Below are 20,826 nucleotides of genomic sequence, written 5' to 3'. Positions count from 1 at the left end.
CACCCCGAGTCCCACCCCGGCGGTTGCCGGCCAGAGCACGCCCACGGTGGCGCGCCGCCTGATCGCTATGGTGTACGAGACCCTGCTCGGCCTGGCCGTGCTGTTCCTGCCCTTCCTCGTATTCGAAATCGCCACCCAGGCCAGCCACGCCAAGGTGATCGAGCACATGCGGCAAGCGCTGGCCTTTCTCGTGCTGGGCGCCTACTTCATCCATCAATGGAGCCGCGAAGGCCAGACCCTGGCCATGCGCACCTGGCGCATCAAGCTGGTGATGCCGGGCCACGAGCATGTGCCGCTGCAAGCGGCCGCCGTGCGTTATCTGCTGAGTTGGTTGTGGATCGTCCCCGCCGCCCTGCTGGACTACGCGCTGGGCTTAGGACACTGGCAAGCGCTAGGCGTCCTGGGCGCCGGCATCCTGGCCTGGTCGGCCACGGCCTTGCTGGACAAGGACCGCCAGTTCCTGCACGACCGCCTGACAGGCACCCGCCTGATCCAACTGCCCAAGCCCGAAAAAAAGAAAAAAACCGCGTAACTTGGCCGCAAAAAAAATGGGGACGTACCCCATTTTTTTGGTCTTGCTTAGAAACGCTCGTACGGCTGCAAGTAGCGCCACTCGGAAAATGGGGACGTACCCCTTTTCCGGAAAATGGGGACGTACCCCATTTTTTGGTGTTGCTTAGAAACGCTCGTACGGCTGCAGGTAGCGCCACTCGCCCACCGGCAAGCCGGCCATGGCGATGCGGCCGATGCGGATGCGCTTGATCGCCACCACGCTCAACCCCACTTGCTTGCACATGTGCTCGATCTGGCCCGGCTGCACGCCTTTCAGGGCGAAGCGCAGCCGCTTTTCGTTCTGCCAGCTGACCTTGATGGGCGGCAGCGCCTTGCCGTTGAACGTCAGGCCGTGGTTCAGCCGCGCCAGGCCGTTTTCCGCGATCTGACCGGCCACTTCCACGATCAACTCCTGCTCCACGCGCGACGCTTCATCCACCAGCTTGCGCGCCACGCGGAAGTCCTGCGTGAACACGAGCAGGCCGCTGGCCATCGTTTCGAGCGGATTGGTCAGCGTTAGCCCCGTCAGGTGGCGCTTGAGGAAGCGCTGGCCGCGGGCGTCGGCCGTCAGCGTGTCGGCGCTCAGGCAGCTGAGCGCGGGCGCGCCCTGCCGGCCGATGCCGGCATTGACGCCGGCCGGCTTGTGCAGCAGCAGCGTCACAGGCACCAGTTCCAGCAGCGTCGCATCGGGCGCAATGACGACAGCCTGCTCAGGCGCCGCGCGTGCGCCCGGCTCCTCGACGATGACGCCATCCACGCTGACCCAACCGCCCTCGATGTATTGTTCGGCCTCGCGCCGCGAACATGCGCGCATTTCCGCCACGCGCTTGGCGAGACGGACGGTGTTGTCTGTGCTGGTATCGGTCATTGCTTCAATCAAAACGGGGGAAACTGCCATTGTACTCGCCGGCCTGGTCGGGCGGCGAGCGTGGCATGGCAGTACAACTGGCCGGCCTTTGCGCCAGCGAGGAGGATAGTCGTTACGCGCTGGCCTGCGCCACTTGCTCGGTGAAGAAACGGTTGCCCATCTCCTCCAGCCCCAGCGTTTCCAGCACTTCCTGCAGGCGCTCGGTGGGACGGCTGCGCGGCAGGTTCTTGTAGGTGGCGATGATGAGCTCATTCTTCATCGAATGCTCCCAGCCCACCAGCTCCGTCACGTTGACCTGGTAGCCGTGCGCTTCCAGCTGCAGGCAGCGCAGCACGTTGGTGATCTGGCTGCCGAATTCGCGCGTATGGATGGGATGGCGCCAGATTTCCGTCAGCGCGGACTTGGCCAGCGCCTTGCCCTTGTTCTTCTTCAGTACCGAGGCCACTTCGGCCTGGCAGCACGGCACCAGCACCATGTAGCGGGCCTTCTTCTTCAGCGCGAAGTGGATCGCGTCGTCGGTCGCCGTGTTGCAGGCGTGGAGCGCGGTGACGATGTCGATCTGCTCCGGCAGCAACTTCGATTCGGTCGATTCGGCCACCGACAGCGGCAGGAAGGACATGCCGGGGAAGTTGAACTTCTTCGCCAGTTCCTGCGAGCGGGCCACCAGTTCTTCGCGCGTTTCGATGCCGTAAATGTGCGAGCCGTCGTTGCGGTTCTTGAAGAACAGGTCGTACAGGATGAAGCCCAGGTAGGACTTGCCCGCGCCGTGGTCGACCAGCGAAATGCCGGCACCGCCCTCGCCCCGCTCGGCCTGCAGTTCCTTGAGCAGCGGCTCGATGAACTGATACAGGTGATAGACCTGCTTGAGCTTACGCCGGCTGTCCTGGTTCATCTTGCCGTCGCGGGTCAGGATGTGCAACTCCTGCAGCAGCGCGACGGACTGCCCTTCCCGGATTTCCGGCATGGTGGCGGTGCTGGTGGTGGCGGCCAGCGGCACGGCCTTGGCCGCCCGGTTGTCAGCGCGCTTCATCGATCCACGCCGCTTGTATCGCTTCCAGGATCTTCTCGCCGCCACGGGTGTGGTCGTCGTCGAAGCCATCCAGGTCGACCACCCAGTTATGCAGGTCGGTAAAGCGGATGGTGGTCGGATCGGTGTCCGGATATTTGTCGTACAGTGCTTCCGCAATCGCGGAGATATCAGTCCATTTCATGTCGCTCTCCAGTCTCAATGACCGCCTTCGCTGGCATGGTTGATGGTGTATTTCGGGATCTCGATAACCAGGTCTTCGTCGGCCACGATGGCCTGGCACGACAGGCGGGACACCGCTTCCAGGCCCCAGGCCTTGTCCAGCATATCCTCTTCCGTCTCGGTCGCTTCGTTGAGCGAATCGATGCCCTCACGCACCAGCACGTGGCAGGTAGTGCAGGCGCACGATTTCTCGCAGGCGTGCTCGATGTGGATGTCGTTTTCAAGCAGGACGTCGCACACGGACTTGCCGGCGGGCGCTTCGATCACGGCGCCTTCGGGGCACAGTTTGGCGTGTGGCAGGATGACGATTTGTGGCACTTAATTACCTCTGTCTGTTCAGTTCGAGCCCGCCGGCCGGCCCGCGCAGGCGGGCGTCCGGCGGGACATGGTTGTTACACTACCTGGTCCAGCGTCTTGCCGGCCAGGGCGCTGCGCACGCTGCGGTCCATGCGGCGCGATGCGAATTCCTCGGTGCCGTTGGCCAGCGCCTCGACGGCCGCCTTCACGCCGCTGTGGTCCAGCGTGCCGGCCATCGATTGGGCGACGGCGTCGCGCACCTGCTGCATCAGCGCATCGACGGCGGCGCGCTCGGCGCCGTCCAGCAGGTTGCCGTCTTCATCCAGCGCGGACTGGGTGGCCAGCAGGATGCGCTCGGCCTCCACCTGTTCTTCGCGCAGCGCGCGCGCCACCATGTCGACGTCGGCCGACTTGTACGAATCCTGCAGCATGCGCGCCACGTCCTCATCGCCCAGGCCATAGGCCGGCTTGACGCTGATCGACGCTTCCACGCCGGAGCGCAGTTCGCGCGCCGACACCGACAGCAAGCCGTCGGCATCGACCTGGTAGGTGATGCGGATGCGCGCCGCGCCCGCCACCATGGGCGGTATGCCGCGCAGCTCGAAGCGGGCCAGCGAGCGGCAGTCCGACACCAGCTCGCGCTCGCCCTGCAGCACGTGCACAGCCAGCGCCGTCTGCCCGTCCTTGAAGGTGGTAAACTCCTGCGCGCGGGCGCACGGGATGGTGGAATTGCGGGGGATGATCTTCTCGACCAGGCCGCCCATGGTCTCGATGCCCAGCGACAGCGGAATCACGTCCAGCAGCAGCCAGTCGTCGCCGGGCGCGCGGTTGCCCGCCAGCAGATTGGCCTGGATGGCCGCGCCCAGCGCCACCACCTTGTCCGGGTCGATATTGGCGTGCGGGATGGTGTGGAAGAATTCGCTCACGGCGCGCTGCACATGCGGCATGCGCGTGGCGCCGCCCACCATGACCACGCCGTCCACGTCGTCGGCGTCCACGCCGGCGTCGCGCAGGGCCTTGCGGATCGCGTTCATGGTCTTGGCGACCAGGTGCTTGGTGATGTCGTGGAAGGTGGCGGCCGTGATGCGCAGGTGGACTTCCTCGCCCGAGCCCAGCACCGCGTCCACCGTCACTTCTTCCTTGTTCGACAGCAGTTCCTTCGCTTCGCGCGCCTTGACCATCAGGACCGCCGTGTCCTCGTCGGACAGGGGCGCCAGTTTTTCCTGCTCGTGGATCCAGCAGAACAGGCGGTGGTCGAAGTCGTCGCCGCCCAGGGCCGAGTCGCCGCCGGTCGAGAGCACCTCGAACACGCCCTTGGACAGCTTGAGGATGGAGATGTCGAAAGTGCCGCCGCCCAGGTCGTAGACGGCGTACAGGCCTTCGGAACCGTTATCGAGGCCATAGGCGATGGCGGCGGCCGTCGGCTCGCTCAGCAGGCGCAGCACGTTGAGGCCGGCCAGCTGGGCCGCATCCTTGGTGGCCTGGCGCTGGGCGTCGTCAAAATACGCGGGCACCGTGATGACGGCGCCCACCAGGTCGTCGCCCAGCGAGTCTTCCGCGCGCTGGCGCAGCGTGGCCAGGATCTGGGCCGAGATCTCGACCGGGCTCTTGATGCCGGCGATGGTCTTGAGCTGCACCATGCCTGGCGTGTCCTGGAAATCGTAGGGCAGGTTTTCCGCGTAGGCGATGTCCGCCAGGCCGCGGCCCATGAAGCGCTTGACCGAGACGATGGTGTTCTTGGGGTCGGTGGTCTGCGCGGCCTGGGCCTTGTAGCCAATGTTGGCGTGGCCGTTGGGCAGGTAGCGCACCACGGACGGCAGCAGCGGGCGGCCCTCTTCGTCGTTCAGCACTTCGGGGATGCTGTTGCGCACGGTGGCGACCAGCGAATTGGTGGTGCCCAGGTCGATGCCCACCGCCAGCCGGTGCTGGTGCGGCGCGGTCGACATGCCAGGTTCGGAAATTTGCAGAAGTGCCATTTATGGTTTCATGCCTTGCGGCTCTGATTGAAAGTATGCGTCGAGACGGTCGTCAACAAGCTGCAGTGCGCTGCGCTGCCGGCGTCGGCCGCGGGCGCGACGCCCTCTGTTTATACGTCCTCTAACAGCTGGAAGACCTGGTCGATCTCGTGCTTCATTTTGTCGATGAACATCAGCGCGCGGATATCCTGCGCGGCGGCGTGGTAGTCGCCCCCATCGAGATGCACGGCGATGTCGAGCAGGCGGCCCTTGCGGTCGTTGCGCAGTTCCAGGTCCAGCGCCTCCAGCGCGCCCAGATCCCTGGCGGTGCGGGCCTCGCCCAGCGCTTCGCGCCATTCCATCTGCTGCATCAGGAAGGTCATCGGCATGGCCGTGTTGGACTCGGTCTGCAGGTCCACGCCATTGAGCTCGCACAGGTACTGGGCGCGCTTCTGGGGATTTTTCAGGGTCTGGTAGGCTTCGTTGGCGCGCGTGGCCCATTGCATGGCGACGCGCTTTTCCGCGCCGGTGGCGTTGACGAAGCGGTCCGGATGGACCTGGCCCTGCACGTCTCGGTAGGCGGCGTCCAGCGCGCCCTGGTCGAGCGCGAATTGCTGCGGCAGGTGGAACAGTTCGAAATAATTTTGCATGGCTGGGGTCTATCCGTTTGCTGCCGTATCAATCGCAAGACCGCGGCGCATGGAACTCTGGGTCAGATGCGGAAGCTTTCGCCGCAGCCGCACGCGTCCTTCTGGTTCGGGTTATTGAACTTGAAGCCCTCGTTCAGGCCTTCGCGCGCGAAATCGAGTTCGGTGCCATCGATGTAGGGCAGGCTCTTCGGATCGACGAAGACCTTGACGCCGAACGATTCGAACACCGCATCTTCCGGCGCCGCCTCGTCCACGTATTCCAGCTTGTAGGCCAAACCCGAGCAGCCCGTCGTGCGCACGCCAAAGCGCAGGCCCACGCCCTTGCCGCGCCGTTCAATGTAGCGGTTGATGTGCTTTGCTGCTTTTTCGGTCAGTGTGATTGCCATGCATCTCTCCTACCGGCCCCCGATTGCATTCAGGGGCCGGCGTCAAACAAGTTTAAGCCGCAGCGACCGGGTGCTTGGTCTGGTAATCGAGCACGGCGGCCTTGATGGCGTCTTCCGCCAGGATCGAGCAGTGGATCTTCACCGGCGGCAGCGCCAGTTCTTCCGCGATCTGGGTGTTCTTGATGGCCAGCGCCTGGTCCAGCGTCTTGCCCTTGACCCATTCGGTCACCAGCGAGCTCGATGCGATGGCCGAACCGCAGCCATAGGTCTTGAACTTGGCATCTTCGATCAGGCCATCGGCGCCGACCTTGATCTGCAGCTTCATCACGTCGCCGCAGGCGGGCGCACCGACCATGCCGGTGCCGACGGTTTCATCACCTTTTTCGAAAGCGCCCACGTTGCGGGGGTTTTCGTAGTGGTCCAACACTTTGTCCGAGTAAGCCATTTTGATACTCCTAAATATACTGAATTCGTGCGCGCAGCTGGTGTGCTTAGTGCGCCGCCCATTGGATCGAATTGATGTCGATCCCCTCTTTGAACATGTCCCACAGCGGCGACAGTTCGCGCAGCTTGCCGACCTTGGACTTCATCAGGTCGACGGCGAAGTCGATGTCCGCCTCGGTCGTGAAACGGCCGATGGTAAAGCGGATCGAGCTGTGCGCCAGTTCGTCGCTGCGGCCCAGGGCGCGCAGCACGTACGATGGTTCCAGGCTGGCCGAGGTGCAGGCCGAGCCGGACGACACGGCCAGGTCCTTGACGGCCATGATCAGCGATTCGCCTTCCACATAGTTGAAACTCACGTTCAGGTTGTGCGGGACGCGGTGCGCCATGTCGCCGTTGACGTAGGTTTCCTCGATCTCCTGCAGGCCGGCCGCCAGGCGGTCGCGCAGCGCCTTGATGCGCACGATCTCCTCGTCCATCTCCAGCTTGGCCAGGCGGAACGCCTCGCCCATGCCGACGATCTGGTGCGTCGGCAGGGTGCCCGAGCGCAGACCGCGCTCATGGCCGCCGCCGTGCATCTGCGCTTCCAGGCGCACGCGCGGCTTGCGGCACACGTACAGGGCGCCCACGCCCTTCGGGCCGTAGGTCTTGTGAGCGGTGAAGGTCATCAGGTCGACTTTACTCTTTTGCAGGTCGATCACCACCTTGCCCGTCGCCTGGGCGGCGTCGCAGTGGAAGATGATGCCTTTCGAGCGGCACAGGGCGCCGATCTCGTCGATCGGCTGGATCACGCCGATCTCGTTATTGACCAGCATGACGGAGATCAGGATGGTGTCGGGGCGGATGGCCGCCGTCAGCTGCTCGATCGAGATCAGGCCGTTGTCCTGTGGGTCCAGATAGGTCGCCTCGAAGCCCTGGCGTTCCAGTTCGCGCACCGTGTCGAGCACCGATTTGTGCTCCGTCTTGACGGTGATGATGTGCTTGCCCTTGGTCTTGTAGAACTGGGCCGCGCCCTTCAGGGCCAGGTTGTTGCTCTCGGTGGCGCCCGAAGTCCAGATGATTTCGCGCGGGTCGGCATTGACCAGCGCCGCCACGTGGCCGCGCGCCTCTTCCACCGCCTTTTCCGCCGCCCAGCCGTACATGTGGCTGCGCGAGGCGGGATTACCGAACTGCTCGCGCAGATACGGAATCATCTGGTCGGCGACGCGCGGATCGACCGGCGTGGTGGCCGAGTAGTCCATGTAGATCGGGAAATGCGGGGCGGTATGGAACTGGACCTGCGCGACGTTTTTTTCAGGGGCATTCATCTAGTAACTCCAATGCGTAACAACTATTTATCAGGCGATTTTCAGCGCAGTGCGAGGCGATCCTCAGCCAAGCGCGGCTTGGTTGCGGTGTAGCACGACCACATTCTGTTCAGCGTTCTTCAGTTTCTGCTGGTCGACCAGGTCTTGCAGCGACACGGAATCGAGGTAGTCGACCATCTTTTCATTGAGCGTGGCCCACAGTTCGTGGGTCATGCAGCGCGCGCCGCTGGCCGCGTCGGCGCCGTGGCAGTTTTCCTTGCCGCCGCACTGGGTGGCATCCAGCGGCTCGTCCACGGCGATGATGATGTCGGCCACCGTCACCTTGTCGGCCCGGCGCGCCAGGCTGTAGCCGCCGCCGGGGCCGCGGATCGATTCGACGATTTCATGCCGGCGCAGCTTGCCGAACAGCTGCTCCAGGTAAGACAGCGAAATGGCCTGGCGCTGGCTGATGCCCGACAGCGTGACGGGGCCCTTGCCCTGGCGCAGGGCCAAATCGATCATCGCAGTCACGGCAAAACGGCCTTTGGTGGTCAGACGCATCACTACCTCGGTTCAACTCGGTTAAAATATCGGTATTCCAACTAGTCAAAGCCTGATTAGTTGATCGATTTAGTCAAGTATATCAAACTTTGACAAAGTTTGTCAGGCGGCCCCTTGGCCGGCCGCCAGCAGCCGCAGCGGGCCGAACAGGCCATGCATGGCGCGGTTGACGATGAAACTCAGGTTGTACGGATGCTCGCAACATACTTGCGGGAAACTTTGCATCACCGGCAACTTATTCAGCTGTTCCGCGATCTTTCCCCACAGTATGACCACCGGCACCGGCTGCGCCAGCCGGGCCAGCTCCGCCATCACCGTCTCGAAGAACGGCAGCCACGCCTTGGCGTCGCGCGCCGGCGCCACGTGGGGGCGGAACACGAGGGCCGCGTTCAGCAGCAGGAAACCGTGGGCCGTCAGCCGTTCCTGCATCTGCGCCAGGGTCTGGATGGTGGCGCCGCCGTTGCGGGCCCGCTCGGCCACGGCCGCCAGCGCCGGGCCGGCCGTGTCGTCGGGCGCCAGCTGGCCGTCGGCCACCAGCAGCATCTTCATGAAATTGCGCAGCGAAGTGGCCTTGTTGACGGGCTTGGACAGGCCGCCGCCCGGCTCGTCCGACCACAGGCTGCCCACGGCGCCATCCATGAAGCACACCCCGGTCGCGCTTTCGGCGCGCGGATACGGCCCCTCCCCCACCAGCACGTAACGTACCTGGTCCAGCGGCAAGGCGAAGGCGGCGAACAGGCGCTGCTCCGTGGGCAGGTAGTGGTCGCGGGCCAGGGCCGGCAGATAGGCCGGGTCGGCCGCCATCATCGCCTGCAGGCCCTTGCGCAGGATGGGGCGCCAGGAAGCATGGGCGCGCGCGAGCGCGTCGGCGATGGGCTTGGGGATGGACATGGCAGTACGGCGGGAGGGGAAAGGCGAAATTGTAACGCAGGGCGCTTACGGCTGTCTTGCGCCCACACGGGTTGCCGCGCTTGCGCAAGCATCGACAATGTAGCAAGATTGTTATGTTGTTTTCGCCGTCTCTTCCACCATCGAGGTCAAATGTGGCAACACCCGACATTTCCAAGCTCAAGATCGAACGCGGCGCCCAGGCGCAGATGACGGGGCCGCGCACACGGCGGCGCTGGATCAGGTGGGTGGTGGCGGGCTTGGTGCTGCTGGGCGCGGCCTCGGTCGTATCGCGCCAGCTGGGCGGCGCGGCCAGCGTGGAGACGGTCACCGTGGCGCTGGCCTACCCGTCCCAGAACTACACCCTGCTCAACGCCACCGGCTACGTGGTGGCGCAGCGCAAGGCGGCCCTGTCGTCCAAGGCCACCGGCCGGCTTGAATGGCTGGGCGTGCTGGAAGGCAGCCATGTGAAAAAGGACGAGGTGATCGCACGCCTGGAAAACCGCGACGTCAGCGCCGCGCTGGGCCAGGCCCAGGCCAACGTCAAGGTGGCGCAGGCCAACCTGGCGCAAGGCCAGGCCGAGCTGCAGGATGCGCAGGCCGCCTTCAAGCGCAGCGCCGAGCTGCTGCAGCAGAAGTTCATCGCCGCCGCCACCTACGATGCAGCCCAGGCCCGCCTGAACAAGGCGCGCGCCAACATCCTCGGCTACCAGGCCGGCATCGCCGCCGCCCGGGCCGGCGCGCAGGCGGCCCAGGTGGCGCTGGACCAGACCCTGATCCGCGCCCCGTTCGACGGCGTGATCCTGACCAAAAGCGCCAACGTGGGCGACAATATCACCCCCTTCTCGTCGGCCGCCGACAGCAAGGGCGCCGTCGTCACCATCGCCGACATGGATACGCTGGAGGTGGAGGCCGACGTATCCGAATCGAACATCAGCAAGATCCGCGTCGACCAGCCGGCCGAGATCCAGCTCGACGCCTTCCCCGAGCTGCGCCTGGCCGGCACCGTGTCGCGCATGGTGCCCACGCTGGACCGCAGCAAGGCCACCCTGCTGGTCAAGGTGCGCTTTGCCGCGCCCGACAGCAGGGTGCTGCCCGACATGAGCGCCAAGGTAGCCTTCCTGTCGCAGCCCGTGCCGGCGGCCGAGCGCGCGCCCGTGGTGGCGGTGCAGCCGGGCGCCATCGCCACCCGCGACGGCAAGGCCGTGGCCTTCCTGGCCGATGCCGGCAAGCTGCGCCAGGTGGCCGTGACGGCCGGGCACAAGGTGGGCGAGCTGGTCGCCGTGCAGGGCGTCAAGCCCGGCGACAAGCTGGTGCTCAATCCCGCCCCCGGCCTGCGCGACGGCCAGGCCATGGCGCTGGCGAAGAAATAGGCGACGAGACAAGCATGCAGCCCATCGTCCAGATCGAACACCTGGTCAAGTCCTACCGGCGCGGCGGCCAGCGGGTGCCGGTGCTGACCGACATCAGCCTGACCATCCAGGCCGGCGACTTCACGGCCCTGATGGGGCCTTCCGGTTCCGGCAAGAGCACCTTGCTCAACCTGATCGCCGGCATCGACAAGCCCGACAGCGGCCTGCTGCGGGTCGACGGCCTCGATATCGCCGCCATGAGCGAGAGCGCGCTGGCGCGCTGGCGCGCCAGCCACGTCGGCTTCATCTTCCAGTTCTACAACCTGATGCCGGTGCTGTCGGCCTACGAAAACGTGGAGCTGCCGCTGCTGCTCACGCCTCTGTCGCGGCGCGAACGGCGCGAGCGGGTGGAACTGACGCTGGCCATGGTCAACCTGTCGGACCGCATGGACCACACGCCCAACGAACTGTCCGGCGGCCAGCAGCAGCGGGTGGCCATCGCGCGCGCCATCGTCACCGACCCGGCCCTGATCGTGGCCGATGAACCGACCGGTGACCTGGACCGCCAGTCGGCGGCCGAAGTGCTGGCCCTGCTGCAGCGCCTGAACCGGGAACTGGGCAAGACCATCATCATGGTCACCCACGACGCCAACGCGGCCGCCGCCGCGCGCAGCATGGTCCACCTGGACAAGGGCGAACTGCTCGCCGAGCCGGTGGCCTGACGCATGTACGCGCCGGCCTATACGCTGCAGCTGATCGCCAGGAACACCTTGCGCCACAAGCTGCGCACGGCGCTCACCGTGCTCGGGCTGGTGGTGGCCACGCTGTCGTTCGGCTTGCTGCAGACCGTGATCGACGCCTGGTATGCGGGCGCCGAAGGGGCGGCCAACACCACGCTCGTCACCCGCAACAAGACCTCTCTCGTGTTTCCCCTGCCGCTGTCCTACCAGGCCCGCATCCGCGGCGTGGAAGGGGTCAAGGCGGTGGGCTATGCCAACTGGTTCGGCGGCGTGTACCAGGACCCCAAGAACTTCTTCGCCCAGTTCGCCGTCTCCGGCCAGAGCTACCTCGACATCTATCCCGACTACCTGCTGCCGGACGAGCAGCGCGCCGCCTTCCTGCGCGACCGCAAGGGCGCCATCGTGGGCCGCAAGCTGGCCGACCAGTACGGCTTCAAGGTGGGCGACGTCATTCCCATCAAGGGCACCATCTATCCGGGCCAGTGGGAGTTCGTGGTGCGCGGCATCTACGACGGGCGCCAGACCAGCACCAATACGGCCACCATGTTCTTCCACTGGGATTACATCAACGAGTCGGTCAAGAAGACGGCGCCGCGCCGTGCCAACCAGATCGGGGTGTACGTGGTGCAGATCGGCCAGCCGGAGAACGCGGCGGCCATCTCGGCGGCCATCGACAGCCAGTTCCGCAACTCGCTGGCCGAGACGCTGACGGAGACGGAAAAGGCGTTCCAGCTGGGTTTTGTGTCGATGTCGGAGGCGATCGTGGTGGCGATCCGCATCGTGTCCTATGTCGTGATCCTCATCATCATGGCGGTAATGGCCAACACCATGGCCATGAGCGCGCGCGAGCGGCTGGGCGAATACGCCACGCTCAAGGCGCTCGGCTTCGGTCCCGGCTTCCTGGCGCTGATGATCTTCGGCGAATCGCTGCTGCTGGCCCTGTGCGGTGCCGGGCTGGGGATCGCCCTGCTGTTCCCGGTGGCGGCCGGTTTCGCCGCCAGGATGGGCACCATGTTCCCCGTGTTCGAAGTGTCGGCGCCGACGGTCGTGCAGCAGGCGCTGGCCGCGCTGGCCATCGGCGTGGTGGCCGGTGTCGCGCCGACCATACGCGCGATCCGGGTCAACATCGTCGACGGCTTGCGCAGCATAGGATAAGGGATGAAGATTCCGCTCTCCTACATCGCCCGCAACCTGTGGACCCGGCGCCTGACCACCGGCCTGACGGCGGCCGGCCTGGCGCTGGTGGTGTTCGTGTTCGCCACCGTGCTGATGCTCGACGAGGGCCTGCACAACACGCTGGTGACCACCGGCGAGTACGACAACGTGGTGCTGATACGGCGCTCGGCCGACACCGAGATCCAGAGCGGCATCGACCGCGGCCAGGCCAACATCGCGGCCAGCCACCGGGCCATCGCGCGCGGACCGGACGGCCAGGCCATGCTGTCGAAGGAAACCGTGGTGCTCATTTCGCTCAACAAGCGCGATTCGGACAAGCCGTCCAACGTCATCATCCGCGGCGTGGACCAGCGCGGGCTGCAGCTGCGGCCCCAGGTGCGCCTGACGAGCGGGCGCATGTTCCGGCCCGGCGCCTCCGAGATCATCGCCGGGGCCAGCATCGCGCGCCGCTTCGCCGGCGCCGGCATCGGCGAGAAGCTGCGCTTCGGCCAGCGCGAATGGACCGTGGTGGGCCTGTTCGATGCCGGCAACAGCGGCTTCGATTCCGAGATCTGGGGCGACGCCGACCAGCTGATGCAGGCCTTTCGCCGCAACGCCTATTCGGCCATGGTACTGCGCCTGGCCAGCACCGACAGCTTCGACGGCTTCAAGAAGGATATCGAGGGCGACCCGCGCCTGACGCTGGAGGCCAAGCGCGAACAGGTGTTCTACGCCGACCAGTCGAAGGCGCTGTCGAACTTCATCAGCATCCTGGGGTTGACGCTGTCGGTGATCTTCTCGATCGGCGCCATGATAGGGGCCACCATCACCATGTATGCGTCGGTGGCCAACCGGGTGGGCGAAATCGGCACCCTGCGTGCGCTCGGTTTCCAGCGCCGCAGCATCCTGGCCGCCTTCCTGACCGAGGCCATGCTACTGGCCCTGGTGGGCGGCGCGGCCGGGCTGGCGCTGGCCTCGCTGATGCAGTTCCTGTCCTTCTCCACCACCAATTTCCAGTCGTTCTCGGAACTGGCCTTCGGCTTCAAGCTCAACGCCGCCATCGTAATCAAGACGCTGGTGTTCGCCCTCATCATGGGCTTCGTGGGCGGCTTCCTGCCGGCCGTGCGGGCGGCCCGCATGCGCATCGTGGAAGCGTTGCGCGCCGCCTGAGCAGGTCCCGGGTTCGCCTGCGGGCCCGGCCAGCTCGCCGCCCACCTGGCCGCCCACCTATCCGTCCGCTGGTTCGCCCGCTGGTTCGCCGGCGGCATCGCCTGACGAACCATTCTGCCATCCGTCCGTATTCGCATATCACTTGGCTCAAATGCGAATCATTATCATTTGCATTGACATTCGCAATACGAACCGGTAAGGTGGCGGCATGCCATTCAAACAAGCTTTCTTTTGAGGAAATTGCTGCGCCATGCCCCATCCACTCACCTTCTTGCCGTATTACGCGTCCGCGCGGGAGCGCACCCTGCGCCAGTTCATCGAAGCCTTTTGGAACGAGGGTTGTCTGACAGGCGCCGTCGAACAGCACCGCGGCTGCCGGCCCATGCTGCGGCTGGAAGGGCTGGGCGAAGACGGCCAGGTACGCGGCTACGCCGTCGCCATCGCCGGCCATAGCGGCTTCGAGCGGCTGCGCCTGGCCGGTCCGGTGCATGCGGCCGGCCATCCGGCGCCGGAACCGGAACTGGCCACCATCGCCTGCGACCTGCTGCGCCATCTGCAGCCGCAGGCGCCGGCACTGCGCCAGTTCGTGGCCGAGTTGCAGCAGACGGCGCTCAAGCAGGCCTGGTCGATGACGGCGCCACCCCAGGCCACGCTGGATTCGTCCTATCCATGGCAGGAGGCACAGCTGGGCGACGGTCACCTTTACCATCCCTGTTTCCGTTCCCGCATGGGGTTCTCGGTCGACGATCACCTGCGCTACGGCCCGGAGTTCGCGCGCCCGTTCGAACTGGTGTGGCTGGCCATCGGCCGCGACGCCAGCGCCGTGCATACCTTGCCCGGCATCGACTACGACGAGTTCCTGGCCGGCCAGCTGGGCCAGGCGGAGTACCAATGGCTGCAAGGACGCATCGCGCAGCAGGGCCACGCAGCGGCGGACTACCGGCTGCTGCCGGTTCACCCATGGCAGTGGGAGCACAGCGTTGTCCAGCACTACGCCGGCTGGCTCGCCGATGGCACGCTGCTGTATCTGGGCCAGGGACAAGGCCACTGGCTGGCGCAGCAGTCGATACGCTCGCTCAGCAGCCTCGATGGCGCGCAGCGTTGCAACATCAAGCTGCCGCTGGCCATCGCCAACAGTTCGGCCGACCGCATCCTGTCCGACCACCACGTGCACAACGCGCCCCGCATTTCGCGCTGGCTGGACGACATCTGCCGCAACGATCCCTATCTGGCCCAGGGCCAGCGCCTGGCCTTGCTGACCGAGCCGGCCGGCATTACGCTGGCGGCACAGCGCCAGCTGCCCGGCGCCTACGGCATGCTGGGTGCCATCTGGCGTACCGCGCCGGAATCGCTGCTGAGGCATGACGAACCGCGCGAACAACTGTTCCCCATGACGGCACTGACCACGGAGCTGCCGGACGGCGCGTTGACGATCCAACCCTGGCTTGCACAGCACGGGACCGAACGCTGGGTCAAGGCACTGCTGGCGGCCATGGTGCCGCCCCTGCTGCACCTGATGATGGCGCACGGCGTGCTGCTCGAATGCCATGCGCAGAACACGCTGCTGATCGTGCGCGATGGCCTGCCTTGCCGGATCGCCCTGCGCGACCTGCCGGGCGGACTGCACTACCTGCCAGGTCCGGCTGCCGACGCGGCGCAACAGGCGGGCCTGCGCACGGCGCCCGCCTACCGCAACGCGCTCAATGCCAGCGCGGGCTTTGCCTTCGGATCGGAGACCGAGGCGCGCGACTATCTGCTGGAGGTGATGTTCTTCATCAACCTGGGCGAACTGGCGTGGCGCCTGGAACGGCAGCACGGCTACCCCGAGGCACAGTTCTGGCGCGCAGCCGCCTGCGCCGTGCTGGACTACCAGGAACAGTTCCCCGCCATGGCGCCGCGCCAGCGCCAGTTCGACCTGCTCGGCCCTACCCTGCAAATCGAATGCCTGGCGGCGCGCCGCCTGCTCGGCTGGAGCACGCCGCACCTGCGCACCGTACGCAACCCGCTGTACGACGCACTGGCCGGAACATCGCAATGAACACGGCCATCATGAAGCCGGCGGCGATGGTCACGCGGCCCGTCATGGCGACCGTGGCCGGCCACTTCGGCGCCGCGTTCGCCGCGCTGTGCATGCCGCCGTTCTATGCTCACATCCTGCAGGCCAGCTTCGCGGAACAGGCGCCGTCGCTGGTCCTGGCCGGCTGGTACTTCACGCTGCCCACGCTGGCCGCGGCCATCGCCAATCCGCTGTGGGGACGGCTGGCCGACCGCATCGGCCGGCGCGCCTCGCTGATGCGGGCGCACGGCGGCTTGTGCCTGAGCTTCATCGTCACGGCCCTGGCCCGCACGCCGCTCGAATTCGCCATCGGCCTGACCTTGCAGGGACTGCTGGGCGGCACCTTCTCCGCCTCCAATGCCTACCTGGCCGAACAGCTGCCCGCCTCGCGCCTGGCGGTCTTGCTGGGGGTGATGCAAGGCTCGGCGCGGGCCGCCCTGTTCGCCGGACCGGCCCTGATCGGCCTGCTCAACGGCCGAACCGACCTGCTGCACCTGTTCTTCTACCTGGCCGTGTTTCCGGGCGCCGCTTGCCTTGCCCTGTGGCTGCTGCCGGAGCAGGCGCCCGCCGGACGCACGGCCGGTGGCCAGCACCTCGCCCCACCGGAGCGCAACGGCGCCGTACGCCTGGCCGCGCCCAACGCCAGTTGCGGCATCAGCGCCGGCGCACTGTATCGGCTGCAGGCGCTGTTCACGATAGGGACCGCGCTGAGCTACCCCTTTTTCGTCACCGATCTCGCGCAGCGCCTGCACCTGGGCAGCGCCACGGCCGGCATGCTGTTTGGCCTGCCCCATGCCGTGTTCCTGCTGCTGGCCTGGCCGCTGGGCCGCCGGCTGCATTGCGCCAATGCCGCTGCCAGCCTGGCAGGATATGCCGCCGTCACCTGCGCCGCCCTGCTGCTGCAACTGCTGGCCCATGGCCTGCCCTTGCTGGTGGCAGGACGCCTGCTGATGGGCGTGGGCATGACCGGCGCCTGCCTGGCCATCAATGTGCTGGCCGCCGCCACCACCGACACCACGCGGGCCGGCCGCCACTTCGGCCAGCTCGAGGGCGCCAACAAATGGGGCGCGGTCGCCGCCGGCCTGCTGGCCAGCGTGCTGGTCGCGCCGCTCGGCGCACCACTCGGTTACACCGCCCCCATGTGGCTGGGCTGCGCCCTGCTTGCCGTCTTGTTCATTTCACTGAAACGGAAACTGCCTTGAACTCTCCCCTGTCGCACACCCATTTGCAGCCCCCCGGGGCTCAAGCGCCTTCCGCCCGCGCGCCGCGCTTCGCCGAACTGCAGCACTGCCGCCTGCTGATCAACTGCTACGCCCGCGAGGTGGCGATGCAGGAACATACGCTGGCCGTGCTGCCCGCGCACCAGCTGGCCGACGCCGTGCCGCAACTGGCCGGCTACCACGGGCAGGTACTCGACATCGCCCTGCCGCGCATGGACAGCCGCCTGCGCGTCGGCGTGCTGCACGTTTCGGCCACCGCCAATTTCGACTACACCACGCCGGCCTACCTGAGCTCCGGCGGCGACGCGTGGCGCGAAGCGCCCTGGCAGGACCTGGCCCGCCTGCTGATCGAAGACCTGTCGCGCCGCGCCGGCACCGCCTTCAACGACGAGCTGTTGCAGCAGATCGGCGACAGCATCGCCACCATGCAGGATGTGCTGGACCGCCAGCCGGCGGCGGCCGCGCCGTGCCAGCCGTCCAGCTGGACGCCGCTGCAAGCCTATATCGACAGCGAGCAAAGCCTGCTGACCGGCCATCCCTTCCATCCCGCGCCCAAGAGCCGGGCCGACTGGTCGCCGGCCGAGCAGCGCCACTACTCGCCCGAGCACAAGGCCAGCATGGCGCTGCACTACTTCCAGATTCCGCAATCGTGGCTGGCGAGCGACAGCGTGGACGGCGAACCGGCAACGACATTGCTGGCCCGCGTGGGCGGCCACGGCCTGCAAGCGGAACCGGGCAGCGTGATCGTGCCGCTGCATCCGTGGCAGGCGGGCTGGATGCGGCGCCAGCAACGCATCGCCGCCGCCTTGCATAGCGGCGAGGTGCGCGACCTGGGTCCGCGCGGCCTGCCGTTCCACCCCACGGCCTCGATCCGCACCCTGCTGGCGGAAGACGCCCGGCACTTCCTCAAGCTGTCGCTCAATATGCGCATCACCAACTGCATCCGCAACAATGCGCGCCATGAGTTGCAAAGCGCGCTGACGGGCACCCGCCTGTACCGCAACCTGCGGAGCACCATGCAACAGCGCTTCCCCGGCTTCCACGTGCTGGAAGAACGCGCCTTCGTCACGGTGGCCTTCCCCGGCGCGGACGGCGCCGACAAGGAACTGGCCGACGGCTTCGGCGTGCTGGCGCGCGAAGGCATGGCCGACCTGATGCAACAAGGCGTACGCCCCGCCGTCTGCGCCGCCCTGTTCGGCAACGGCGCCCATGGCCGCGCGCGCGTGTTCGCGCTGATCGAACGCTACGCCCTGCACCGCGGCTACACGCTGGAGCGGGCCGCGCGGCTGTGGTTCGCCCGCTATGCGGAAACGGCCGTCCATCCCATCCTCTACCTGCTGTTCGAACATGGCATCGCGTTCGAGCCGCACATGCAGAACACGCTGGTGGGGCTGGACGCCGATGGCGCCCCCACCCATTTCATCCTGCGCGACCTGGAACTGACCCGGCTGGCGCCGCTGGCGCAGCCGCTGGCGCGCACGCTGGCCCTCGATGCGGCCACGCTGTCCGAACTGTGCTGCAGCGACGAGCGGGCCTGGATACGCATCGGCTACTGCCTGTTCGTCAACAACCTGTGCGAAGTGATCGCCACCATCGCCAACGGCAACCAACAGCTCTATCTGGGCCTGTGGGGCGTGCTGCGCCATACCCTGCAGGACTATCTGGCCCGTTATCCGAATCCGTCCGCCAGCCGCCGCATCCACGGCTTGCTGGCCGGCGAACCGCTGCCGGCCAAGGGCAATCTGCTGACCCGCTTCCTGCGCCAGGCCGACCGCCAGGCCAGCTACCTGCCGCTGTACCACCCGCTGGCCGTCGTCAACGGCGCGGCCGCTTCATCGATTTGATCCACCTTCACTTCACGACCTTATGTACCCAACCTCTCCCAAGCTCAAACCCCTGCCCCTGCTGCTGGCCGGCCTGTTCCTCCTGCACGGCGCCGCGTATGCCGACGACCTGCCCGACATGGCGCAAGTGACCATCAGCGGCAGCGGCGGCGCAGCCTCCAGCGGCGGCGCCACCAAGACCTACAGCAGCATGCTCGACACGCCGCAGGCCGTCACCGTCGTCAACCGCGACAGCCTGCGAAACCGCGCCGCCCTCACCAGCAAGGACGCGCTCGAATATGTGCCCAGCGTGATGGCCGGCCAGGGTGAAGGGCGGCGCGACGAGTTCTATATCCGCGGTTTCTACGCGCTGCGCGACACCCTGCTGGACGGCCTGCGCGACGACAGCCTGTACTCGCGCGACCTGGCCACGGTGGACCAGATCGAAGTGCTCAAGGGCGCGGCCGCCGCCCTGTATGGCCGCGGCTCGGCCGGTGGAGTGATCAACCGCGTCAGCAAGAAGCCGCACGCCAGCCAGGACACGGAAGTGACGGCCATCATCGGCTCCGAGCGCGAACGGCGCGTGAGCGTGGACGCCGGCGGTGCGCTGGGCGCCGCGGCCAACGGGCGCCTGATCGCCGTCTACGACAAGGGCGACAGCTACCGCGACGTGGTGCATCACACGCGCAGGCTGCTCGCGCCGTCCGTCCAGTTCGCGCTGGCGCCGGAAACGTCGCTGCTGCTGCAAGCCGAAGTGCAGCGCGAGGACCGCACGCCGGATCGCGGCGTGCCCGCGCTCGGGGGCCGTCCGCTGGCCGTGGCGCCCGGCACCTACTACGGCGAGGCCTACGACTACACCCGCACCGACAGCGACCTGGCCAGGGCCAGGCTGGAACACCGCATCGGCGAGCACCTCACGCTGGACAACACGCTGCAATACAGCCGTACGGAACTCGAAGGCGTGAACACCCGCAACCGCCGCGTCAACGCCAACGGCACGCTGTCGCGCCAGATCACCTACTTCCCGCAATGGCAGCGCAACCTGGTCAACCAGACGGAATTGACGTACACGCTCGATAGCCACACGCTGCTGGCCGGCCTGGAGCTGTCCGAGCAGCGGCGCGCCGTGCGCACGGCACAGACGGGGATCGCCTATCCGATCGACCTGTACGCGCCGCGGCAACTGCTGGCGGCACCGCAGGTGTCCACCTTCCCCGTCTCGCTCGACAGCGCTTTCGTGGCGCGTACCCAGGCGCTGTATGTGCAGGACCAGATCGACCTGCATCCGCAGTGGAAGGCGCTGCTGGGCGCGCGGCTGGACCGCTTCCAGCAACAGCAGACCAACCGGCTGAAAAACAACGAGCGCAGCGAGCGCACCGATAACGTGGCCTCGCCGCGCATGGGATTGGTGTACCAGCCCGACGACAGCCAGTCCTGGTATGTGAACCTGAGCCGCTCGTTCCAGCCTGGCGGCGGCGACCTGCTCTACACCGGCAACACGCCACTGGCGCAGGTAAAACCGCTGCAGACGGACTTGCAGGAACTCGGTTACAAGCACGACTGGCTGGGACGGCGCCTGTACACCACCGTGGCACTGTTCCGCATCGAGCAGCGCAACCAGCTGACGCTGGACCCCAGTGATCCAGCCGGCCTGCGCCAGCTACAGGTGGGCAAGCAGCGTAACCAGGGCGTGGAGCTGGAGCTGCAAGGGACGCTGTGGCAAGGGGCGCGCCTGAACGCGGCCTATACCTACAACGATGCGCGCATCGTGGCATCGAACGACGTCCCGCGCGGCAACCGGGCCGAGATGACGCCGCGCCACCGGGCCAGCCTGTGGCTGGACCAGAGCATCGACGCGGCATGGAGCGCGGGCCTGGGTGTGCTGGCCAGCAGCAGCCAGTTCGCACTGTCGGACAACGCGGTGCGCCTGCCCGGCTACGCCCGCGTGGACGCCATGCTGGCCTACCACCAGCCGCGCTACGATGTGCGCTTCAAGCTCAACAACGTGGGCAACGCACGCTACTACGAGTCGGCCATCAACAACGTCCAGATCCAGCCGGGCGCGCCGCGCAACGCCAGCCTGACGCTGGCCAGCCGGTTCTGATCCGGAGGCCCCGCCTCGGGGCATTGCCGCCGCGCAGCAAAGGCGGAGTCCCGCTAGCCCACAGCGCGGGGCT

The 20,826-nt window shown here is 66.6% G+C and carries 20 protein-coding genes; 9 read left to right on the top strand and 11 right to left on the bottom strand.

Annotated elements, in window-relative coordinates:
* The coding region (locus AC3WOS_RS22105) for an RDD family protein (RefSeq protein ID WP_492718584.1) at nucleotides 1-532 on the top strand (532 nt) is incomplete at its 5' end.
* Between the two features lie 144 nt (nucleotides 533-676).
* On the opposite strand, the gene AC3WOS_RS22100 is transcribed toward AC3WOS_RS22105, so the two are convergent.
* The 11 genes from AC3WOS_RS22100 to AC3WOS_RS22050 form a co-directional block, all read right to left on the bottom strand.
* The gene (locus tag AC3WOS_RS22100) at nucleotides 677-1,420 is read right to left on the bottom strand and encodes an rRNA pseudouridine synthase (RefSeq protein WP_492718582.1); all 744 of its coding nucleotides are present in this window, start codon (nucleotides 1,418-1,420) and stop codon (nucleotides 677-679) included.
* 112 nt (nucleotides 1,421-1,532) lie between these two features.
* Complete coding sequence (locus AC3WOS_RS22095; RefSeq protein WP_492718581.1) at nucleotides 1,533-2,450, bottom strand: class I SAM-dependent methyltransferase; 918 nt, start codon at nucleotides 2,448-2,450, stop codon at nucleotides 1,533-1,535.
* Nucleotides 2,437-2,631 carry a Fe-S cluster assembly protein IscX gene (gene iscX / locus AC3WOS_RS22090; RefSeq protein WP_492718580.1) on the bottom strand — a complete coding sequence of 65 codons (195 nt, stop codon included), beginning with the start codon at nucleotides 2,629-2,631 and terminating at the stop codon, nucleotides 2,437-2,439. Before iscX ends, AC3WOS_RS22095 begins: the two co-directional genes overlap by 14 nt.
* Before the next feature lie 14 nt (nucleotides 2,632-2,645).
* Nucleotides 2,646-2,987 carry an ISC system 2Fe-2S type ferredoxin gene (gene fdx / locus AC3WOS_RS22085; RefSeq protein ID WP_492718578.1) on the bottom strand — a complete coding sequence of 114 codons (342 nt, stop codon included), beginning with the start codon at nucleotides 2,985-2,987 and terminating at the stop codon, nucleotides 2,646-2,648.
* 74 nt (nucleotides 2,988-3,061) lie between these two features.
* A complete protein-coding gene (gene hscA / locus AC3WOS_RS22080) occupies nucleotides 3,062-4,942 on the bottom strand; it encodes a Fe-S protein assembly chaperone HscA (protein WP_492718576.1) in 1,881 nt (626 codons plus the stop codon).
* 110 nt (nucleotides 4,943-5,052) lie between these two features.
* Nucleotides 5,053-5,571 (bottom strand): Fe-S protein assembly co-chaperone HscB, encoded by a 519-nt coding sequence (gene hscB / locus AC3WOS_RS22075; protein ID WP_492718574.1) that lies wholly within the window; start codon nucleotides 5,569-5,571, stop codon nucleotides 5,053-5,055.
* A 62-nt stretch (nucleotides 5,572-5,633) separates the two neighbouring features.
* Nucleotides 5,634-5,957, bottom strand: coding sequence for an iron-sulfur cluster assembly protein IscA (gene iscA / locus AC3WOS_RS22070; protein WP_492718572.1), 324 nt, complete (start codon nucleotides 5,955-5,957; stop codon nucleotides 5,634-5,636).
* A 52-nt stretch (nucleotides 5,958-6,009) separates the two neighbouring features.
* Entirely contained in the window at nucleotides 6,010-6,402 is a 393-nt protein-coding gene (gene iscU, locus AC3WOS_RS22065; protein WP_492718570.1) for a Fe-S cluster assembly scaffold IscU, read from the bottom strand.
* Between the two features lie 46 nt (nucleotides 6,403-6,448).
* Entirely contained in the window at nucleotides 6,449-7,705 is a 1,257-nt protein-coding gene (locus AC3WOS_RS22060; protein ID WP_492718569.1) for an IscS subfamily cysteine desulfurase, read from the bottom strand.
* A gap of 63 nt (nucleotides 7,706-7,768) precedes the next feature.
* Nucleotides 7,769-8,245 (bottom strand): Fe-S cluster assembly transcriptional regulator IscR, encoded by a 477-nt coding sequence (gene iscR, locus AC3WOS_RS22055; protein WP_492718567.1) that lies wholly within the window; start codon nucleotides 8,243-8,245, stop codon nucleotides 7,769-7,771.
* A gap of 102 nt (nucleotides 8,246-8,347) precedes the next feature.
* Nucleotides 8,348-9,136, bottom strand: coding sequence for a uracil-DNA glycosylase family protein (locus AC3WOS_RS22050; RefSeq protein ID WP_492718566.1), 789 nt, complete (start codon nucleotides 9,134-9,136; stop codon nucleotides 8,348-8,350).
* A 152-nt stretch (nucleotides 9,137-9,288) separates the two neighbouring features.
* On the opposite strand from AC3WOS_RS22050, the gene AC3WOS_RS22045 reads away from it, so the two are divergent.
* The 8 genes from AC3WOS_RS22045 to AC3WOS_RS22010 all read left to right on the top strand — a co-directional run bounded on the left by AC3WOS_RS22045 (nucleotide 9,289) and on the right by AC3WOS_RS22010 (nucleotide 20,753).
* The gene (locus tag AC3WOS_RS22045; RefSeq protein ID WP_492718564.1) at nucleotides 9,289-10,506 is read left to right on the top strand and encodes an efflux RND transporter periplasmic adaptor subunit; all 1,218 of its coding nucleotides are present in this window, start codon (nucleotides 9,289-9,291) and stop codon (nucleotides 10,504-10,506) included.
* A 14-nt stretch (nucleotides 10,507-10,520) separates the two neighbouring features.
* A complete protein-coding gene (locus tag AC3WOS_RS22040; RefSeq protein WP_492718562.1) occupies nucleotides 10,521-11,207 on the top strand; it encodes an ABC transporter ATP-binding protein in 687 nt (228 codons plus the stop codon).
* Nucleotides 11,208-11,210: 3 nt separating this feature from the next.
* Nucleotides 11,211-12,380, top strand: coding sequence for an ABC transporter permease (locus AC3WOS_RS22035; protein WP_492718561.1), 1,170 nt, complete (start codon nucleotides 11,211-11,213; stop codon nucleotides 12,378-12,380).
* A gap of 3 nt (nucleotides 12,381-12,383) precedes the next feature.
* Nucleotides 12,384-13,550 (top strand): ABC transporter permease, encoded by a 1,167-nt coding sequence (locus tag AC3WOS_RS22030; protein WP_492718559.1) that lies wholly within the window; start codon nucleotides 12,384-12,386, stop codon nucleotides 13,548-13,550.
* Nucleotides 13,551-13,800: 250 nt separating this feature from the next.
* Nucleotides 13,801-15,588 (top strand): IucA/IucC family protein, encoded by a 1,788-nt coding sequence (locus AC3WOS_RS22025; protein WP_492718557.1) that lies wholly within the window; start codon nucleotides 13,801-13,803, stop codon nucleotides 15,586-15,588.
* Nucleotides 15,585-16,808, top strand: a complete 1,224-nt coding sequence (locus AC3WOS_RS22020) for an MFS transporter (RefSeq protein WP_492718555.1) — start codon at nucleotides 15,585-15,587, stop codon at nucleotides 16,806-16,808. Before AC3WOS_RS22025 ends, AC3WOS_RS22020 begins: the two co-directional genes overlap by 4 nt.
* A complete protein-coding gene (locus AC3WOS_RS22015; RefSeq protein ID WP_492718554.1) occupies nucleotides 16,805-18,670 on the top strand; it encodes an IucA/IucC family protein in 1,866 nt (621 codons plus the stop codon). The genes AC3WOS_RS22020 and AC3WOS_RS22015 overlap by 4 nt, the downstream gene beginning before the upstream one ends.
* Before the next feature lie 22 nt (nucleotides 18,671-18,692).
* Nucleotides 18,693-20,753, top strand: a complete 2,061-nt coding sequence (locus tag AC3WOS_RS22010; protein ID WP_492718552.1) for a TonB-dependent receptor — start codon at nucleotides 18,693-18,695, stop codon at nucleotides 20,751-20,753.
* The last annotated feature ends 73 nt before the right edge of the window (nucleotides 20,754-20,826 follow it).

The sequence above is a fragment of the Rugamonas sp. FW305-51 genome (genome assembly GCF_058786935.1).
Note: the sequence above shows the minus strand (reverse complement) of the source record. Positions and strands in the feature narration are given on the sequence as shown.

What these genes read in the sequence shown, in the direction of transcription:
- iscR (WP_492718567.1), bottom strand. Translation starts at nt 8,245, where the DNA reads ATGCGTCTGACCACCAAAGGCCGTTTTGCCGTGACTGCGATGATCGAT.
- AC3WOS_RS22025 (WP_492718557.1), top strand. Translation starts at nt 13,801, where the DNA reads ATGCCCCATCCACTCACCTTCTTGCCGTATTACGCGTCCGCGCGGGAG.
- iscX (WP_492718580.1), bottom strand. Translation starts at nt 2,631, where the DNA reads ATGAAATGGACTGATATCTCCGCGATTGCGGAAGCACTGTACGACAAA.
- AC3WOS_RS22100 (WP_492718582.1), bottom strand. Translation starts at nt 1,420, where the DNA reads ATGACCGATACCAGCACAGACAACACCGTCCGTCTCGCCAAGCGCGTG.
- AC3WOS_RS22030 (WP_492718559.1), top strand. Translation starts at nt 12,384, where the DNA reads ATGAAGATTCCGCTCTCCTACATCGCCCGCAACCTGTGGACCCGGCGC.
- AC3WOS_RS22035 (WP_492718561.1), top strand. Translation starts at nt 11,211, where the DNA reads ATGTACGCGCCGGCCTATACGCTGCAGCTGATCGCCAGGAACACCTTG.
- AC3WOS_RS22060 (WP_492718569.1), bottom strand. Translation starts at nt 7,705, where the DNA reads ATGAATGCCCCTGAAAAAAACGTCGCGCAGGTCCAGTTCCATACCGCC.
- iscA (WP_492718572.1), bottom strand. Translation starts at nt 5,957, where the DNA reads ATGGCAATCACACTGACCGAAAAAGCAGCAAAGCACATCAACCGCTAC.
- AC3WOS_RS22050 (WP_492718566.1), bottom strand. Translation starts at nt 9,136, where the DNA reads ATGTCCATCCCCAAGCCCATCGCCGACGCGCTCGCGCGCGCCCATGCT.
- AC3WOS_RS22095 (WP_492718581.1), bottom strand. Translation starts at nt 2,450, where the DNA reads ATGAAGCGCGCTGACAACCGGGCGGCCAAGGCCGTGCCGCTGGCCGCC.
- hscB (WP_492718574.1), bottom strand. Translation starts at nt 5,571, where the DNA reads ATGCAAAATTATTTCGAACTGTTCCACCTGCCGCAGCAATTCGCGCTC.
- hscA (WP_492718576.1), bottom strand. Translation starts at nt 4,942, where the DNA reads ATGGCACTTCTGCAAATTTCCGAACCTGGCATGTCGACCGCGCCGCAC.
- iscU (WP_492718570.1), bottom strand. Translation starts at nt 6,402, where the DNA reads ATGGCTTACTCGGACAAAGTGTTGGACCACTACGAAAACCCCCGCAAC.
- AC3WOS_RS22040 (WP_492718562.1), top strand. Translation starts at nt 10,521, where the DNA reads ATGCAGCCCATCGTCCAGATCGAACACCTGGTCAAGTCCTACCGGCGC.
- AC3WOS_RS22020 (WP_492718555.1), top strand. Translation starts at nt 15,585, where the DNA reads ATGAACACGGCCATCATGAAGCCGGCGGCGATGGTCACGCGGCCCGTC.
- AC3WOS_RS22010 (WP_492718552.1), top strand. Translation starts at nt 18,693, where the DNA reads ATGTACCCAACCTCTCCCAAGCTCAAACCCCTGCCCCTGCTGCTGGCC.